Raw genomic sequence first — 16,691 nt, 5'->3', positions numbered from 1 at the left:
CTGCAAGCGGGACATGCTGCGTCCCCTGCGGGACCAGATTCTGCGTCTCTCCGGCTATGACGTCGACTCCGTTATGGATCTGGCCGAGGGGCGGGTTGCGTTCTGGCAAAGGCACTATGACCTGGTGCTGATCGATGTCGAAGGCGAAAGCGGCGTGCATGACGCCGAAACGCTGTGCAGCGAGATCAAGACAGCCCAGCCGGAGCAGATGGTGGCCTTTGTCTGCAACTGGCGCGTAGCTCTGATGACCGACTGCCCGGATGAGATCCTGCGGACGGAGTTTGACCCGGCGCGGTTCGTCGAGGGCGTAAAAGAGATGGTCCAGCCCGAGTAGAACCTCCATGAGGTCCGGCGGGAGCCGATTTCCACATGTTTGATGCCATTCACTGCGCCCAATCCCCATTGGCTGCACTCCAGGTTGTGCCGCCGGGCAGCGCGGTGATACAAACAATACATTCAAGCTGGGTCGCAAGGTCCAGCGCGAATTTCATGAAGAGTGGTTGAGGGACGAGCCCTGTGACGCCACGACAACCGGACAGAACAAAGGCGTACCGGTGTCAACTCTCTCCTGGCGACAGGGAACATGAGATTCGGAGTAAGGAACGTTTTCAATTCCTTCCCCGTGCCTCCTCGTTCCAGGGTCTGAGGCCAGCTTCCAGAGAGACAACGTCACCGGACCGGACTTCCTCCGCCATGGGGAGTAAGAACGTATGTCCGATGGTGCGTGTGTCACGTACGTATTGAAGTGCAAGAGCTGCGGCAAGAACTATGGCAACCAGCCGCTGTCTGCCTGTGACGAGTGCTTCTATCCGCTGGAGCTGGAGTATGACCTGGATGCCGTGAAGGGCAAGGTCACCCGTGAGTCCATTTCCTCTGGCCCGGCCAGCATCTGGCGCTATCGCGCTCTGCTTCCCATTCCCGAGGGCTTTCAGCCCGACCTGCCGGTTGGCTTTACGCCGCTGGTGAAGGCAAATAACCTGGGCAAGCGCCTGGGTGCGGCGAATCTGTATGTCAAGAACGACGCGGTGTGCTTCCCGACGCTGAGCTTCAAGGATCGTGTTGTCGCCGTGGCGCTGGCGAATGCCCGTTTCTTCGGCTTTGAGACGGTGGGCGCAAGCTCAACCGGCAACCTGGCCAACTCCGTGGCGGCGCAGGCGGCGCGCCTTGGACTGAAGAGCTGCATCCTGGTGCCGGCTGACCTGGAGCCGGCGAAGATTATCAACACGCTGGTGTATGGCGCGCGCCTGGTGCGGATCGATGGTAACTATGACCACGTGAATCGCCTGTGCTCGCAGATTGCCGATGAGTACAACTGGGGCTTTGTAAACGTGAACCTGCGGCCGTACTATGCCGAGGGCTCAAAGACCGTGGGCTATGAGATTGCCGAGCAGCTGGGATGGAAGCTGCCGGATAACGTTGTCGTTCCGATGGCCGGCGGCTCACTGATTCGCAAGATCAAGAAGGCCTTTGACGAGCTGGTGTACCTGGGGCTGGTCGAGGCAAAGCATGTGAAGTTCTTTGGAGCGCAGGCCACGGGCTGCTCCCCGATCTCGCACGCGGTAAAGAACAACCTGGACCGCCACGAGCCGCAGAAGCCGGACACGATTGCCCGCTCACTGGCGATTGGCAACCCGGCTGATGGCCCGTTTGCAGCAAAGCTGTGCCGCGAGAGCGGTGGCTGGGCTGAGGATGTTTCGGACGTGGAGATTGTCAGCGGCATGCAGGAACTGGCGGAGACGGAAGGCATCTTCACGGAGACGGCCGGCGGCGTCACCACTGCCGTGACGGCGAAGCTGATTGCCGAGGGCCGCATCGACAAGGACCAGACGACGGTGGTTTGCATTACCGGCAATGGCCTGAAGACGACCGACGTGCTGACCAGCCGCTATGACTTTGGACGCGCAGTAAAGCCGAAGCTGGCCGAGTTCGATGCGTATCTGAAGGAGATCAACGGGGTTGCGGCGGAAGAAGCCGAACTGGTAGCCCGGTAACAGTTGTTAGCTCTTAGTTGTCAGGAAAAGCAGATTCCTCCGCTGCGCTGCGGAATGACAAATAAAAGCGCATGAGAAGAAGGGAAGTACGCGATGTCTATAAAAGTATTGTTGCCGACTGCGTTTGTTCGTCACACGGATGGTGTTAAGAAGGTTGATTCGACCGCTGCCAATCTGCCCGCACTGGTGGAAGATCTTGGCGTGAAGTTCCCGGCGCTGGGATCGCACATCAAGGACGAGAGCGGCAAGCTGCGCCAGTTCATCAACGTGTATGTGAACGATGAGGACATCCGCTTTCTCGGCGGAGAGTCGCATACGTTTGAAGATGGCGATGAGATCATGCTGATCCCGAGCATTGCCGGTGGGTGCTGCTAGTTCACAGTGCTCGGTTGTAAGTTGTCAGAAAAGCCCGCCGGTTGGCGGGCTTTGTTTTTTGTTCCCTATCCCATAGGGATCTGCTATATCTTGCGAAGCGGATTTCTCCGCTTCGCTCCGAAATGACAAACAGAAAAGCTACAGCGACCTGAGTCTCCGGCAGGCCTCATCCAGAGCATCATCCTTCTTCGCATAGCAGAACCGCAGCAGGTTCTCGCCATGTCCGGGGCGGAAGAAGGCGGAGCCTGCGACGGCGGCTACGCCAACCTGCTTCAGCAGGTTACGTGCCTTCTCTTTGGCGGTCGTACCTTCAACGCGGGTGACGTCGGCGAGGATGTAGTACGCGCCCTGCGGGATGGTCGGTGTTAGACCGGCGTCTGTGAGGGCGGTGACGGTCTTGTCGCGTTTGGTGGCATACTCGGCCAGCATGTCAGTGTAGAAGCTGTCAGGCAGGTCGCAGAGGCCAGCGGCGACACCATGCTGCAGCGGCGCTGGCGCTGAGATGAAGAGCAGATCGTGGAAGTAAGCAATCGACGGCGTCCAGCGCTTGCTGGCGTGCAGGTAGCCAAGCCGCCAGCCGGTCACAGAGAAGGTCTTCGAGAAGCCGGCGATGGTGATGGTGCGTTCGGCCATGCCAGGCAACGTTGCGGGCGAGATGTGCTCGCGGCCGTCGTAGAGGAAGTACTCATAGATCTCGTCGGTGATGACGAACAGGTCGTTGTCGACGGCGATCTGCGCAAGAGCTTCCAACTCGGTGCGTGTGAAGACCTTGCCCGAGGGATTGCCCGGCGTGTTCACGATAATGGCGCGCGTCTTTGGCGTGATGGCAGCGGCGAGGGTTTCGGGATCGAAGTCCCAGCGCGGCGCGGAAAGCGGGACGATGACCGGCTTCAGGTTCAGACCAATGAGCATGTTGACGTGGTAGCCGTAGAAGGGCTCAAAGACGATGATCTCGTCGCCGGGATCAAACAACGCCATGCAGGTGGCGAGCATGGCTCCGGTGGTGCCGGTAGTGACCAGGATCTCGCCGTCAGGATCAGCGGTAAGCGCGTTGTAGTGCGCGAACTTGCGGGCGATGGCGTGGCGCAGGCTGTCGATGCCGTCCATGCGGGCGTAGATGTTGAAGCCGTTGCGCATGGCCTCCACCGCGCCTTCAATGACGGGATGCGGCGGGTCAGTGTCGCAGACACCCTGGCTCATGTTGATGCCGTCGATGGCGTTGCAGGCGATGGTCATCGCGCGAATCTCAGACTGCACGATGGACGGCGCCAGCTTGCTGAGACGCAGGGACGAGGTGGTGGAAGCGGTAGGCATCGAAGGCAATCTCCGGCAGAGGATTGCCTTCGATGATAACAAGGGGAAGAGAGGCGTCCCATCCATCGTTTTGCGATGGATGGGACACCCAGAGCCGGAATGATTTTAGACGCCGCGCGTCAGCAGCAGCACCAGGACGATGAGAACGATCAGGCCGAGTCCGCCGGTGGGGTAATAGCCCCAGCCGCGGCTGTAGGGCCAGGAAGGAAAGGCACCGAACATCAGGAGAAGCAGAATAATCAGCAGGATCAGCATAGGGAACCTCCGTGAAAGCGCGTGACTGAAATCGTGCGTCGGGAAAAGTAGATGCGGCGCGATCGATTTCGGCTGCCCGGAGACGTATCCGCCAGAATGCACAGACGGCGAGGCAACGAAATTGCCGGTTTGCGCCTCCTATTTCTCCGTAAGGCGCACTACGATGCGTACCTTGTCGCGAAAGGAAATACGATTATGTTTCTGCTTCTGGCAATCATTCTGGTTCTTGCATGGCTCGGCGGTTTCACGCTGATGCATGTCTCCAGCCTGCTGATCCATCTGCTGCTGATCTTCGCGGTGATCTCCCTGATCATGCACTTTATCGGCGGGCGGAAGACCGCATAGAGTTTCTTCCGTAATCGAATGAGGGCGGATGTGAACATTCCCGCACTCTTTCATGGGGAAGAGAAAATGACAAAGGCCCAACGCTCGCGTTGGGCCTTTGTCATTGATGTTGCCGACGAAAGCTTACTGGTGGGTGACCACGGTCTGTACGCTTCCGGTCAGAGGGACGCCGATGGCTTCCGGGGTCTCTTCCTTCAGTTCAGGCAGCTTGCCTTCGAGCGCAATCTGCAGCACCTCGTCCATGTTCTCGACAAAGTGCAACTTCATGCTGCTCTTCAGCAGCTCCGGCAGGTCGGCCAGGTCCTTGCGGTTGTCCGCGGGAAGAATGGCTTCAAAGATGCCGGCGCGATGGGCCGCGAGCAGCTTCTCCTTCAGTCCACCGATGGCAAGTACCTTGCCGCGCAGCGTGACTTCGCCGGTCATGGCGACCTCGCGGCGGACAGGAATCTTGGTCAGGGCCGAGGAGAGCGCCGTGGCCAGCGTGATGCCTGCCGAGGGGCCGTCCTTGGGGATAGCGCCTTCGGGAACGTGGACGTGGATGTCGATGTTGCGGTAGAAGTCCTTACCCAGGCCGAGGTGGTGCGCACGCGATCGGACGTAGCTGAGAGCGGCCTGCGCCGACTCCTGCATCACGTCGCCAAGCTGGCCGGTGGTGGTCAGCTTGCCCTTGCCATCCAGCACCTGGACTTCCGTCTGCAGAATGCTGCCGCCGACTTCGGTCCATGCAAGGCCGGTAACCAGGCCGACTTCGCTCTTCTCGTGCACCTGCGAATCGCGGAAGCGAGCCACGCCGAGGAAGTCCGCAAGATTGTCCTTGGTGACCTCTTCCTTGTGCTTCGGTCCGTTCTTCACCACGCGACGGGCGACCTTGCGGCACACGTTGCCGATCTCCCGCTCCAGGGAGCGGACGCCGGCTTCGCGCGTGTACGAGCGGATGATCTCTCTGAGCGCATCGTCGGAGAAGACGATCTGCTTTTCGGTCAGGCCGGTACCTTCCAACTGCTTCTTCAGCAGGTACTGCTTGGCGATCTCCAGCTTCTCAATCTCGGTGTAGCCCGAGAGGCGGAGGATCTCCATGCGGTCCTGCAGCGGGCCGGGGATGGTGTGCAGCACATTGGCCGTAGCAACGAACAGGACCTGCGACAGGTCGTACTCCACGTCGAGGTAGTGGTCCTGGAAGCTGTTGTTCTGCTCCGGGTCCAACACTTCAAGCATGGCCGAGGCCGGATCGCCGCGGAAGTCCGAGGCCATCTTGTCAATTTCGTCGAGCATGATGACCGGGTTCTTGGTTCCGGCCTTCTTCATCGACTGGATGATCTGTCCGGGCAGGGCGCCAATGTACGTCCGGCGATGGCCGCGGATCTCAGCCTCGTCGCGCACGCCGCCCAGCGACATGCGGACGAACTTGCGGCCGGTGGCCTTGGCGATCGACATGCCAAGCGAGGTCTTGCCGACGCCCGGAGGCCCGACGAAGCAGAGGATCGATCCCTTGGGATTCTTGACCAGCTGACGCACGGCCAGAAACTCGAGGATGCGGTCCTTGATCTTGTCCAGGCCATAGTGGTCCAGGTTCAGCACCTTCTCGGCGTGCTCAATGGAGCGGATCTCCTTGGACTTCTTCTTCCACGGCACGGCCAGCAGCCAGTCAAGGTAGTTGCGGCTGACGGTGGACTCGGCCGACATGGGTGGCATGGCCTCGAGCTTCTTCAGCTCCTGCATCGCCTTGTCGAAAGCTTCCTTGGGCATGCCGGCGGCTTCGATCTTCTTCTTCAGATCGTCGAACTCGTTCTTCTCGCCGCGGCCCAGTTCCTTCTGGATGGCCTTGATCTTCTCGTTGAGGTAGTACTCTTTCTGCGCGCGCTCCATCTGGCGCTTCACGCGCGACTGGATGGTGCGGTCCATGTTCAGCTTCTCGATGGCGGTCTCAAGCGTATCGGCAACGCGCGACAGGCGCTGTTCCGGAGCGAAGACCTCCAGCAGCTCCTGCTTCTCGTCAATTCGGAGCTGCAGGTTGGCGGCGATCATGTCGGCCAGCTTCGCGGGCTCGTCCAGGCGGACGCTGGCGGCCATCGTCTCGTAGTTGAGCGACTGCTGCAGCTTCACGTACTGCTCAAACAGGGAGTGCACCTTCTGGACCAGCGCCTCGACCTGCGGCGTCATCTCCAGCAGGGCGCTGCCGGTGCGAACGGAGGCGACGAAGAATCCATCCTCATCGTTCAGTTCGGTGGCACGGGCGCGTTCCACGCCTTCCACCAGAACCTTGATGTTGCCGTCTGGCATCTTCACGCTTTGCACGATGTTGCCGATGGTGCCGACCTGGTAGATATCGTCGGTGCCCGGGTCGTCTACCGTAGCGTCATGCTGCGTTGCCAGAAAGATACGGCGGTCGCCGTTGAGGGCCTCTTCCAGAGCGCGTACGCTCGACTCGCGTCCGACGACAAACGGCGTCATCATGTGCGGGAAGATGACCATATCGCGGATGGGCATCATGGGCAGCTTTTGCACTTCGCTGCTCAGGGCTTCTTTTGAGCTCATATCTGTCATTCCTCCCATTAGACGCCCCAGCGTGCTGCTTCGATGCGGGGCGGCTCCGCCAACTTTCCGATGATTGTAATTCGCTTTGCCAGGCTATGCGGGGCGAGTGCACGATTTGCGCCGGCAAAGAAAATCGCCGTAGCCCAAACTGAGGCCACGGCGATGGTGTCGTTGCGTGGAAGCGCGGAACTAGCCTGCTTTTTCCAGCGGAACGGAGGTCGAAAGATCGCGGTTTTTCACCATTTCGGCGGTGATTTCGAAATCCTTGATCTTCTTGTTGCCCGGAACGTTGTACATCAGGTCCAGCATCAGCTCTTCCAGGATCATGCGCAGGCCTCGGGCGCCTACTTTGCGGGTGAGAGCCTCATGCGCGATCGCCTGGGCGGCTTCCGTGGAGAAGGTAACCTTGACGCCCTCGTACTCAAACAGCTTGGAGTACTGCTTCAGGATCGCGTTGCGCGGCTTGGTCAGAATCTCGATCAGCGCGGCCTCGTCCAGTTCGTCCAGAATGCCGAGAACCGGCAGACGACCGACGAACTCCGGGATCAGGCCGTACTTCAGCAGATCCTGCGGCTCGGCCTTGCGGAGCAGTTCGGTATCGCGCTGGGCGCGGATCGGGGTGATCTCGCCGTTTGCGGCCTCCGGTTCCGCCAGGGTCTTGAAACCGAGCGCTTTTTTGCCGATGCGACGTCCGATCACACGCTCCAGGCCGACGAATGCGCCACCGCAGATGAACAGAATGTTCGTTGTATCAACAGCGGTGAACTCCTGGTGAGGGTGCTTGCGTCCGCCTTGCGGAGGAACGTTGGCGACGGTGCCTTCCAGGATCTTGAGCAGCGCCTGCTGCACGCCTTCGCCGGAGACATCGCGGGTAATGGATGGGTTCTCGTCCTTGCGGCCGATCTTGTCGATCTCGTCGATGTAGATGATGCCGCTCTGCGCGCGCGCCACATCGCCGTCAGCCGCCTGCAGCAATTTCAGGATGATGTTCTCAACATCCTCGCCCACGTAGCCGGCTTCGGTCAGCGTGGTCGCATCGACGATGGCGAAGGGAACATCCAGCATCTTGGCCAGCGTCTGCGCCAGCAGCGTTTTGCCGGAGCCGGTGGGGCCAACGAGCAGGATGTTGGACTTCTGCAGCTCCACTTCGTTACCGCGCGTGCGGTTCATCTGGATGCGCTTGTAGTGGTTGTAAACCGCGACGGCAAGCTTCTTCTTTGTAAGGTCCTGTCCGATGACGTACTCATCAAGGAAGGCCTTCACTTCGTGCGGCTTGGGCAGGTGTGCTGGTGCGGCGCCCTGCTGCTTCTCACCACGGTCGTCCTCAAGGATTGAGTTGCAGACGGCGACGCACTCGTCACAGATATAAGCGCGCGGGTAATCCGAGGGGGATGAGATCAGCTTGGCGACGGCGTCCTGCGACTTATGGCAGAACGAGCAGCGGAGGGATTCGTCTGAGCCCCGTGACGTTTTCATCGGTAAGGCTACTCCTGGTTACAAACGGGACGTGCTGGAAATCTTGCTCCAAGTTTACACCCGTTCCCATGTCCCTTATGAGAGGGGTATCGGCCGCGTTTCCCACATCTGTTGTGATGTGAGAACGCCCGGGGAGTTTGTCCCCGGGCGTTTCAATGTACGCCGATTGTCCCGGCAATTCAAATCAGCTGCGTGTGCGATCGATGATGTCGTCGATAATGCCGTAGTCCTTGGCCTGTTGTGCGCTCATGGTGAAGTCGCGGTCGGTATCGCGTTCGATCTGCTCGAAGCTCTGACCGGTGTGGCTCGCCATGATGATGTTCATGCGCTCACGCAGACGCAGGATCTCGCGGGCATGGATATCAATCTCCGTCGCCTGTCCCTGAATACCGTGGCCCATGATCAGCGGCTGGTGGATCAGGATGCGCGAGTTGGGAAGAGTGAAACGCTTGCCCTTGGTTCCGGCCATCAGGAGAAACGCGCCCATGCTGGCCGCCTGGCCGATGCACAGTGTCTGCACGTCGTTCTTGATGTACTGCATCGTGTCGTAGATCGCCATGCCGGCGCTGACGGAGCCGCCCGGCGAGTTGATGTACAGCATGATGTCCTTCTCCGGGTCCTCGCCGGAGAGAAACAGCAGCTGAGCAATGATCACGTTCGCGATCTGGTCATCAATCGGAGTTCCCAGAAAGATGATGTTGTCGCGAAGCAGACGGCTGTAAATGTCGTAGGCGCGCTCGCCACGACTCGTCTGCTCAATCACCATGGGTACAAGTCCCATACTTCTCCTCTTCTCACCTGTAGCGGCGCCATTGGCGCGGGTTGATTGCGCTTACGAAGTCAGCTTCTCGTAGAGCACGTTTCCGGTCTTTTCGCGACGAAGTTGTTCCCGGATTCTATTGAGGCCGCCATCCGCCGTCAAACGCTCCTTCAGCGCTTCCAGCGGCTCGCGCGACTGGATCGACAGGATCAACAGCTCACGATCCACATCCTCATCGCTGACCTCAATATTCTCGGTTGCGGCAATCTTGTCCAGGATCAGCGAGGCCTTCACTTCGCTGACGGCCTGGTCGCGCTGTGCCTCGCGCAGGCGGCCGAAGTCCAGCTTGCGCATGTCCTCAGCCTTCATGCCCTGCTGCGCCAGAGCGCGGAGACCGCGATCCAGGCGGGCATCGATCTGCTGCTGCACAAAGGACTCGGGAACCGGGAAGGTGAACTTGGCGATCAGCTCTTCGACCAGCTTCTCCTTGGCCTCGCCCTCGAGCGCGCTCTTCTTGCGGTCGGCAACGTGTTCACGCAGCTTGGCGGTGAACTCATCCCAGGTCTCGTAGTCGCCCATCTGCTTGGCCAGCTCGTCGTTCTGCTCCGGCAGGGTCTTCTTCTTGATCGCCTTGACGGTGACGTCGTAGGCGACGGTCTTGCCGGCCAGGCGGGGCTCGCCGAACTCGGCGGGGTAGTCGACCTCGAGGGTCAGCTCGTCGCCGGGCTTCTTGCCCTGCAGGGCATCGCTGAAGGCGGGCAGGGTGTTCTTGCCGCCCAGCTCCACGGGAACATCCTCGCCGGTGATCGGCTCAGACTGCTCGGCGTTCTCCAGACCCTCTTCGCCGACGGTCTGCGCCACAGGCTTGACGGTGCCGGTGAAGCTGATCTCGGCCAGGTCGCCCGTGGTCAGCGTGCGGTCTTCGGTGACGGGCTCGATGGTGGCCTGCGAATCCAGCGTGCGGTCCAGCTCGGACTGATACTCTTCCTCGGTCACTTCCACGTTCGGCTTCTCCACCTTCACGGTGTCGTAGCCGGTGATGTCCAGCTCCGGCAGAACTTCAAAGGCGGCCTTGAACTTCAGCGGCTGGCCTTCGAACAGGGTCAGCTCCACGATCTGCGGCTGCGAGACCGGGTTGACCTTCTGCTCTTCCAGGGCGGCGCGGAAGCGCTCGCTGACCAGCGACTCCATCACTTCCTGGCGAACATCCTGCGCGAACTTGCGCTTGATGACCGCGGCCGGAACCTTGCCGGGACGGAAGCCCGGAATGCGAGCCAGCTTCTGGAACTTGCGGACCACCTTATCGAACGCGGCATCCACGGCTTCAACCGGCGCTTCGACCTGGATCTCACGCGTCAGCTCGGGGTTCAGGACCGGGCCGTGGTGGTGATGCGCGTGGTCATGGTCATGATCGTGGTCGTGCGTGTGCTCATGCGCAGCAGCTTCGGTGGTCGGGGTCTCGCTCTGGGGCGTCTCCGCCGGGGTCAACTCATTGGTCTCAGTAGGGGTCAAAACAGTGCCTTCCAGGGTTGAAAATCTCACGTCGTGGCGCGGGTCATAAGGACCGGTCGGCGCACAGAAACGACTCTCTCTATCCTATGGCCGCGCCGGAGCCGGGTCAAACGGCGAGGGGGCTGTTCCGGGCTTTGCCTGTGCAGAAGGGGAGAACAGTTCCAGGCGGACGCGCCACTGCATGGTTTTTCCAGGAGCCAGCATCAGGTCGTCGGCTTTGTCGTTATCCAGGGGTTTGCTGGCGAGGTCAGTCAGGTTCGCGACCGGGGCAATCACGATCCAGGGCTTATCGGTGGGTGCCGAAACGAGGATTCCGTTCACCGAGGTCGACATGCCGACAATCTTCAGGCCGTAATCGGCCGCAGGATCACGGATTTCCACCGTAGGACCATTGTCGAAGAGCGCAGGCCTCAGGTGAACCAGGGTGGCGTCGATATCCTGCGCTCCGAGCTCGCTTCCTCCACGAAGGTTCAAGCCGGTTTCAGCCTTGATCTCGTTTCCGGAAGTGGCTGACGAGCCTTTGGAGGCGGTATAGGGCCGCATTGAGACGGACATGGGTAGCCGCAGACGGGCCTGCGCCCGCTTTCCGCTCGGAATCGCAAACCGCGGGTACCAGCCAAGGCTGACCGGGACAGCTTCCTGGCCATTATTGGTGGCGGTCATCACCAGGTCGATCGCACGTCCGCTCAGCAGCGTGGAGACGGTGAACTCGAGTTTTCCGGGCCAGCGGCCATGGAAGCCCTCGCTCTCAAAGGTCGCTTTGAATTCGCTTCCGTCCGGCATGTTGTTGAACTGCGTCTGCGTCGCCGCAAGGGGGCCAAGCAGGCCAAAACGAGCCAGGGGCGGAGCGGATGGACGGTCCGGATCGCCGACGACGGGCAGGGTGACCGACTTGCCGCGGGGGCCAAGGGTCACGGCGTTTCCGTCTGCGCTCACTGTTCCGGAAAGAGGGTTGGCGAAGGGTGCCATAAAGACCCCGCCCGCCAGCGCGCTGGCTGCTCCCTGGCTGCTGATGCCGGTGCCCGACATGCTGGCGGAAAGTTTATCCAGGGGCGGAACGCTGAGAATCTCTGTCTCCCCGCGACCGGGAAGGTAGGCCTTGATGGAAACCACGTCCATGCCTCGGCCCGGAAGAACGGTCATCCCGGTAAACTCCGGAACTTCGCCGCTGTAGGTCTGCAGGCGCTTCAGAACGATCGCTTCTTTGCCGCCAAAGGTAGGAGGAGGAGGGGCCGTGGTTGCTGGAGCGTCGGAACTGGTCTGCTTGCATCCTGCCACGGAGAGCAACATCGCACCGCAAAGGACAAGCAAAACTCCTGACCGCATACGGTCCCAAACGGGCTGGGGGCAGGCAGCGTCTATCCGCAAATCTTCAGGCAAAGGTTGCACTCCTCATGGTATGGCCAATCTTCCCGCTAGTATACGCAGCGCCGCGACTCGTGCCGTCCCCGCTATCCTGTTAGAGCCATGTCTTCACGCGCGCCCCTCACGGTGCTGGATCAGGTTGTGCAATCGATCATCGACTGCGAACAGTGCGAACGGCTCCGCACCTACTGCAAGGGAATCGGCGAAACCCGTCGTCGCGCCTACCGCGACCAGGAGTACTGGGCCAGACCGGTGCCCGGGTTTGGTGACCCAGGCGCACGCATCCTGATCCTCGGTCTTGCTCCGGGAGCCCATGGAGCGAACCGCACGGGGCGGCCGTTTACGGGCGATGGTTCCGGCGATTTTATGTACCCGGTGCTGCATTCCCTGGGGCTTGCCTCGCAGCCCACGGCGGTGCATCGCGACGACGGCATGAAGCTGAAGCACAGTTACATTGCGTCGGTGGTGCGTTGCGCGCCTCCGGGGGACAAGCCGACACCGCAGGAGATCCGCAACTGCTCGCCTCACCTGACGGCGGAGATTGCTGCTCTGACGCAGGTGAAGGTAGTTGTGTGCCTGGGGAAGATTGCCTTTGACGGCTACCTGGCGCACCTGGTGAACGCGGGTGAGCTGCCCAACAAGCGTGGCTTCATCTTTGGCCACGGCGCGGAGTACACGTTGCCCAGCGGCATCCGACTGCTGGCCAGCTACCATCCATCGCTGCGCAACACGTTGACCGGACTGTTGAATGCGGCCATGTTTGCGAAAGTCTTTGTGCGAGCCAGGGAGCTGGCGGGGCTCTAGCGCCGCAGCGTGGTGATGCTATGCCGCGTCAACGTACTTTTCCGGGTAGGCCTCGGCCTGGGCGTAAGTTGCATGCTTTCCAGGCTGGGAAGGTTCGCATCCGCGGGGCCCTTACCGGATTTCTCCTGGGTGCAGCGAGTGGCAATGATGACGGGGAGCAGAATCAGCACGAGATAAACTGCCACCTGCACGAGGTCGAGCATGGTTGCACTTTACTTTGCCGGGTTGGCTGTTGCCAGATGGTTCTGCGTGGGAGGCACTCGCGCGGATATTGGCGAGAAAGATGCTAACTCTTGTCGCTGCTACGCAAGGCGACGAAGGCCGGGCCGATCAGCATGAGAAGGAAGATTGCGCCAAGAATGAGGTCGTGCATCATGGTGGTGGATCCTTTCGGGCTGGGTTTCCCGGTGAGTCTGATTGTCGGTTGCAGGCTCAGAATCAAGGCTGTCGCACTGTGCCGCCATCCCACCTTTGGGGCACACCCGCCCCAAACGCATTCTTTGCGGATATTTCTTTAGAACCAACCCCTGAGAAGCTTCATCCATCACACTAAGCAGAGAGAATGGGATTTAAGACGTTCCCGCATAATTTGCTAGAGAGGGCAATGGATATGAGCGCGAAAGGTATCTGGATCGCTTTTGGAGTAGGTGTCGCGGCAGGCGCAACGGTGGCGCTGCTGTATGCTCCGCAGTCGGGAGAACGCACCCGCCGCCAGCTGAAGAAGGGAATTGACGAGGCAGGGGACTACCTGGAAGACGCAGCCGATTCGCTGAAAAAGCAGGCTGACAAGGTCGCCAAGGAGTCCCAGAAGCTGTACAAGAAGACCCGCTCGCAGGTGGAAGATGCGATTGAAACCGCTGGCGATGCCGTGAACTCCGCGGTGAAGTCCGTACAGACCCTGATGTAAACACACTTTGCTTCCGCAGTTGAGAAAGCCCCGGTTATGCCGGGGCTTTCTTTATTCCGGCGGCCCGACCGTGACGACAAAGTACGAGACGCGTGTGTCGCCCGCGTTCGCGACAAAGTGCTTGTCTCCGGCCACGCACAGGCCCACATCGCCCGCCTTCAGCAGGTGGGGTGTGCCGTTGAGGTTCAGCTCCAGCGTGCCTTCGGTCACCAGCCACATCTCGCTGTGCAGGTGCGTGCCGACTGCCTCATGCTCCGATCCCGGCTCAATCGAGGTGTAATGGCTCTCCAGACGGATATTGCCGGCCTTGAGCATTCCCGCGCTCAGGATAGGGCCGGAGGTGCGCCCCTTCTGTGGCGTGGGCTTGAGCGTGCCCTGTTTGTAGCCGCCGCTGGTCAGTTCTTTCAGCTCCGCGGCACTGGCGGTTTCTGTGAGGGCCAGGCCGGCCATCAGGGCGGGCAGCAAGGTTCCAAATTCCCGTCGGTTCATGATTTTCTCTCCGGTCAACCACGCTAGCAGAAAAGCAAAAGCCCCGGAGTTCTCCGGGGCTTCTGGTCTGATGTCGACGCAATGTGGTTACAGGATGGAGAGTGCTTCACCGGAAAGCTTCTCTTCGCCTTCTGACGAGACCGGGCGGTAGAACAGCTTGTCGCCATCCAGGTAGACCTCGAGGAACGCCGGACGCGCCGTGATGTTGCCGGCGATCAGCGCCTCTGAGAGCGGGTCCTCAATGTAGCGCTGCAGTGCGCGGCGCAGAGGACGTGCTCCGTAGGTACGGTCGACCAGGGTCTTGTCGAGAATCCACTTTTTGGCCTCGTCGTTGACCGAGATGGTGATCGCCTTGTGCACCAGGTTGGTGTTCAGCTGCTGCACAAGCAGTTCCAGGATCTGCATCAGGTCGCTGTCCGAGAGCGCCGTGAAGACGATGATCTCGTCCAGACGGTTGAGGAACTCGGGGTTGAAGGTGCGCTTCACCTCGTTCTTCACCAGCTCTTCCATCTTCTCGAGCACGACATCTTCCTTGCTCGACTGGAAGCCAAGACCTTCACGCTTCATCAGGTGCTTGGCGCCAATGTTCGAGGTCATGATGAGGATCGTGTTCTTGAAGTCGACCGTGTTGCCGAGACCGTCAGTCAGCTGGCCGTCTTCAAACACCTGCAGAAGCAGGTTGAAGACGTCCGGGTGAGCCTTTTCGATCTCGTCGAGCAGGACGACGGAGTAGGGCGAGCGCTTGACGCGCTCCGTGAGCTGACCGCCCTCCTCGTAGCCCACGTATCCCGGAGGCGAACCGATCAGCTTGCTGACGGAGTGCTTCTCCATGAACTCCGACATATCGAAGCGGATTAGTGACTTCTCGCTGCCGAAGAGGAACTGGGCAAGCGTGCGAGCCATTTCGGTTTTACCAACGCCGGTCGGTCCAAGGAACAGGAAGCTTCCGATGGGGCGGCCGGGGTTCTTGAGGCCTGCACGCGAGCGGCGAATGGCGCGGGCGAGGGCGCTGATGGCCTTCTCCTGCGAGATAACGCGCTTGTGCAGCTCGGCTTCCACTCGGAGCAGCTTCTGCGTCTCTTCTTCCTTGATGGCCGTAATCGGCACGCCGGTCCAGCGGCTGACCACGTCCTCAATATCTTCCTTGGTCACGATGCCGGCCGAGGAGTCGTCGAGGTGGTACTTATCGCGCAGGGTGCGCAGGTTCTCGCGCTCCTTGCGTTCTTCGTCGGAGTAGAAGCGCGCCTTCTCGAATTCGTGGTTCGCAATGGCATTTTCCATGCGGTGCACGATGAACTTGATGCGCTTCTGCACCTCGGTGATCTCGTCGGGCAGTGAGGTCTGCTTCAGCTTCACGCGTGCGCCCGCCTCGTCGATCAGATCGATGGCTTTGTCGGGCAGGAAGCGGTCCGGAATATAACGGTTCGAGTGCGAGACGGAGAAGTTGATCGCCTCGTCGGTATAGCTGACGGCGTGGAACTTCTCGTACTTCTCCTTGATGCCCATGATGATCTTGATGGCATCTTCCTCGTTCGGCGGCGGAACCTTGACAGCCTGGAAACGGCGCTCAAGCGAGCGGTCCTTTTCGATGGACTTGCGGTACTCCGCGGGGGTGGTGGCTCCGATGCACTGAATCTCGCCACGGCTGAGCGCGGGCTTCAGGATGTTAGCGGCGTCGAGCGATCCCTCGGCAGAGCCGGCGCCTACAAGGGTGTGCAGCTCGTCGATAAAGACGATGGAGTTCTGGTTCTCCATCAGCTCTTTCATGATGGTCTTCAGGCGCTCTTCAAACTGGCCGCGATACTTGGTGCCGGCCACGATGAGCGACAGATCGAGAGACAGGACGCGCTTGTCTGCCAGGAAGCTGGGGACTTCGCCGTCGGCGATCTTCTGGGCCAGGCCCTCGACGATGGCGGTCTTCCCCACGCCGGGTTCGCCGATGAGCACCGGGTTGTTCTTGGTGCGGCGGCACAGGATCTGAATGACACGGTCGACCTCGCCGTCGCGGCCGACCAGCGGATCAAGCTGCTGGTCCATGGCGGCCTGGGTCAGGTCGCGGGAGAACTCCGCCAGCATGGACTGTTCGCGCTGCTGCTGCTGTCGCTGTTGCGGCTTCTCCTGGGTGGTGCGCTGCAACTCCTCGCGGATGGCGGGGAGGCGCAGACCGCGCTCCTGCAGAATCTCCGCGGCGAAGCACTTTTCTTCGCGAAGGAGACCGAGGAGCAGGTGCTCCGTGCCGATGTGCTTGTGCGATAGGCGCTCCGCCTCTTCGGCGGCGTAGGCCAGCACACGCTTGCATTCGTTGGAGAGAGGCAGGTCGACCGAGGTCGAAACCTTCTCGCGAATGGTGGTATGTCCTTCAATCTGCTTGCGAATCGACTCGACAGAGGCGTGCGACCGCAGGAAGCGGTTGGTCAGCGCCTTGTCCTCGCGGAGCAGGCCCAGCAGCAGGTGCTCCGTCTCGATGTAAGGTGACCCGAACTGACTGGCCTCGTACCGGGCGAAAAAGATCACCCTGCGCGCTTTTTCCGTATACCGTTCGAACATGTTCCCCCTGCAGCCC

General features: G+C 60.5%; 14 protein-coding genes, 1 pseudogene and 1 riboswitch. Of the genes and pseudogenes, 6 read left to right on the top strand and 9 right to left on the bottom strand.

Annotation, left to right across the window (positions count from 1 at the left end; genetic code table 11):
* Positions 1–13 precede the first annotated feature (13 nt).
* The 3 genes from OHL13_RS08455 to OHL13_RS08445 all read left to right on the top strand — a co-directional run bounded on the left by OHL13_RS08455 (position 14) and on the right by OHL13_RS08445 (position 2,366).
* Positions 14–334: a response regulator gene (locus OHL13_RS08455; protein WP_263409692.1), complete on the top strand. Its 321-nt coding sequence runs from the start codon at positions 14–16 to the stop codon at positions 332–334.
* 150 nt (positions 335–484) lie between these two features.
* Positions 485–590, top strand: a riboswitch (SAM riboswitch).
* A 120-nt stretch (positions 591–710) separates the two neighbouring features.
* Positions 711–1,991, top strand: a complete 1,281-nt coding sequence (gene thrC / locus OHL13_RS08450; RefSeq protein ID WP_263409691.1) for a threonine synthase — start codon at positions 711–713, stop codon at positions 1,989–1,991.
* A 93-nt stretch (positions 1,992–2,084) separates the two neighbouring features.
* The gene (locus OHL13_RS08445) at positions 2,085–2,366 is read left to right on the top strand and encodes a MoaD/ThiS family protein (protein ID WP_263409690.1); all 282 of its coding nucleotides are present in this window, start codon (positions 2,085–2,087) and stop codon (positions 2,364–2,366) included.
* 138 nt (positions 2,367–2,504) lie between these two features.
* Here OHL13_RS08445 and OHL13_RS08440 read toward each other — a convergent pair whose 3' ends face one another.
* Positions 2,505–3,680: a pyridoxal phosphate-dependent aminotransferase gene (locus tag OHL13_RS08440; RefSeq protein ID WP_263409689.1), complete on the bottom strand. Its 1,176-nt coding sequence runs from the start codon at positions 3,678–3,680 to the stop codon at positions 2,505–2,507.
* A gap of 105 nt (positions 3,681–3,785) precedes the next feature.
* On the bottom strand, positions 3,786–3,935 hold the full coding sequence (locus OHL13_RS08435; RefSeq protein ID WP_263409688.1) for a DUF3309 domain-containing protein: 150 nt from the start codon (positions 3,933–3,935) through the stop codon (positions 3,786–3,788).
* Positions 3,936–4,130: 195 nt separating this feature from the next.
* Here OHL13_RS08435 and OHL13_RS08430 point away from each other — a divergent pair, with 195 nt between their 5' ends.
* Positions 4,131–4,280: a lmo0937 family membrane protein gene (locus OHL13_RS08430; protein WP_263409687.1), complete on the top strand. Its 150-nt coding sequence runs from the start codon at positions 4,131–4,133 to the stop codon at positions 4,278–4,280.
* 123 nt (positions 4,281–4,403) lie between these two features.
* Here the strand turns inward: OHL13_RS08430 and lon are convergent, their stop codons facing one another.
* From lon to OHL13_RS08405, 5 genes and pseudogenes are all read right to left on the bottom strand, one after another.
* The gene (gene lon, locus OHL13_RS08425; RefSeq protein WP_399255466.1) at positions 4,404–6,815 is read right to left on the bottom strand and encodes an endopeptidase La; all 2,412 of its coding nucleotides are present in this window, start codon (positions 6,813–6,815) and stop codon (positions 4,404–4,406) included.
* A 189-nt stretch (positions 6,816–7,004) separates the two neighbouring features.
* Positions 7,005–8,291: an ATP-dependent Clp protease ATP-binding subunit ClpX gene (gene clpX / locus OHL13_RS08420; RefSeq protein WP_263409685.1), complete on the bottom strand. Its 1,287-nt coding sequence runs from the start codon at positions 8,289–8,291 to the stop codon at positions 7,005–7,007.
* A 184-nt stretch (positions 8,292–8,475) separates the two neighbouring features.
* Positions 8,476–9,075, bottom strand: a pseudogene (gene clpP, locus OHL13_RS08415) (ATP-dependent Clp endopeptidase proteolytic subunit ClpP); the annotation flags it as partial.
* Positions 9,076–9,123: 48 nt separating this feature from the next.
* Positions 9,124–10,563: a trigger factor gene (tig, locus tag OHL13_RS08410; RefSeq protein ID WP_263409684.1), complete on the bottom strand. Its 1,440-nt coding sequence runs from the start codon at positions 10,561–10,563 to the stop codon at positions 9,124–9,126.
* A gap of 84 nt (positions 10,564–10,647) precedes the next feature.
* Positions 10,648–11,841 carry an aldose epimerase family protein gene (locus OHL13_RS08405; protein ID WP_263409683.1) on the bottom strand — a complete coding sequence of 398 codons (1,194 nt, stop codon included), beginning with the start codon at positions 11,839–11,841 and terminating at the stop codon, positions 10,648–10,650.
* Between the two features lie 189 nt (positions 11,842–12,030).
* Here OHL13_RS08405 and OHL13_RS08400 point away from each other — a divergent pair, with 189 nt between their 5' ends.
* The gene (locus tag OHL13_RS08400; RefSeq protein WP_263409682.1) at positions 12,031–12,732 is read left to right on the top strand and encodes a uracil-DNA glycosylase; all 702 of its coding nucleotides are present in this window, start codon (positions 12,031–12,033) and stop codon (positions 12,730–12,732) included.
* Positions 12,733–13,342: 610 nt separating this feature from the next.
* Positions 13,343–13,639, top strand: a complete 297-nt coding sequence (locus OHL13_RS08395; RefSeq protein WP_263409681.1) for a YtxH domain-containing protein — start codon at positions 13,343–13,345, stop codon at positions 13,637–13,639.
* Positions 13,640–13,690: 51 nt separating this feature from the next.
* On the opposite strand, the gene OHL13_RS08390 is transcribed toward OHL13_RS08395, so the two are convergent.
* The gene (locus tag OHL13_RS08390; protein ID WP_263409680.1) at positions 13,691–14,128 is read right to left on the bottom strand and encodes a cupin domain-containing protein; all 438 of its coding nucleotides are present in this window, start codon (positions 14,126–14,128) and stop codon (positions 13,691–13,693) included.
* 87 nt (positions 14,129–14,215) lie between these two features.
* On the bottom strand, positions 14,216–16,675 hold the full coding sequence (locus OHL13_RS08385) for an ATP-dependent Clp protease ATP-binding subunit (RefSeq protein ID WP_263409679.1): 2,460 nt from the start codon (positions 16,673–16,675) through the stop codon (positions 14,216–14,218).
* Between the last annotated feature and the right edge of the window lie 16 nt (positions 16,676–16,691).

It is taken from the genome of Terriglobus tenax (assembly GCF_025685395.1).
In the GTDB taxonomy this organism is placed as follows: domain Bacteria; phylum Acidobacteriota; class Terriglobia; order Terriglobales; family Acidobacteriaceae; genus Terriglobus; species Terriglobus tenax.
This window is presented reverse-complemented; position numbering and strand designations above follow the sequence as displayed.

What these genes read in the sequence shown, in the direction of transcription:
- OHL13_RS08455 (WP_263409692.1), top strand. Translation starts at nt 14, where the DNA reads ATGCTGCGTCCCCTGCGGGACCAGATTCTGCGTCTCTCCGGCTATGAC.
- thrC (WP_263409691.1), top strand. Translation starts at nt 711, where the DNA reads ATGTCCGATGGTGCGTGTGTCACGTACGTATTGAAGTGCAAGAGCTGC.
- OHL13_RS08445 (WP_263409690.1), top strand. Translation starts at nt 2,085, where the DNA reads ATGTCTATAAAAGTATTGTTGCCGACTGCGTTTGTTCGTCACACGGAT.
- OHL13_RS08440 (WP_263409689.1), bottom strand. Translation starts at nt 3,680, where the DNA reads ATGCCTACCGCTTCCACCACCTCGTCCCTGCGTCTCAGCAAGCTGGCG.
- OHL13_RS08435 (WP_263409688.1), bottom strand. Translation starts at nt 3,935, where the DNA reads ATGCTGATCCTGCTGATTATTCTGCTTCTCCTGATGTTCGGTGCCTTT.
- OHL13_RS08430 (WP_263409687.1), top strand. Translation starts at nt 4,131, where the DNA reads ATGTTTCTGCTTCTGGCAATCATTCTGGTTCTTGCATGGCTCGGCGGT.
- lon (WP_399255466.1), bottom strand. Translation starts at nt 6,815, where the DNA reads ATGAGCTCAAAAGAAGCCCTGAGCAGCGAAGTGCAAAAGCTGCCCATG.
- clpX (WP_263409685.1), bottom strand. Translation starts at nt 8,291, where the DNA reads ATGAAAACGTCACGGGGCTCAGACGAATCCCTCCGCTGCTCGTTCTGC.
- OHL13_RS08400 (WP_263409682.1), top strand. Translation starts at nt 12,031, where the DNA reads ATGTCTTCACGCGCGCCCCTCACGGTGCTGGATCAGGTTGTGCAATCG.
- OHL13_RS08395 (WP_263409681.1), top strand. Translation starts at nt 13,343, where the DNA reads ATGAGCGCGAAAGGTATCTGGATCGCTTTTGGAGTAGGTGTCGCGGCA.
- OHL13_RS08390 (WP_263409680.1), bottom strand. Translation starts at nt 14,128, where the DNA reads ATGAACCGACGGGAATTTGGAACCTTGCTGCCCGCCCTGATGGCCGGC.
- OHL13_RS08385 (WP_263409679.1), bottom strand. Translation starts at nt 16,675, where the DNA reads ATGTTCGAACGGTATACGGAAAAAGCGCGCAGGGTGATCTTTTTCGCC.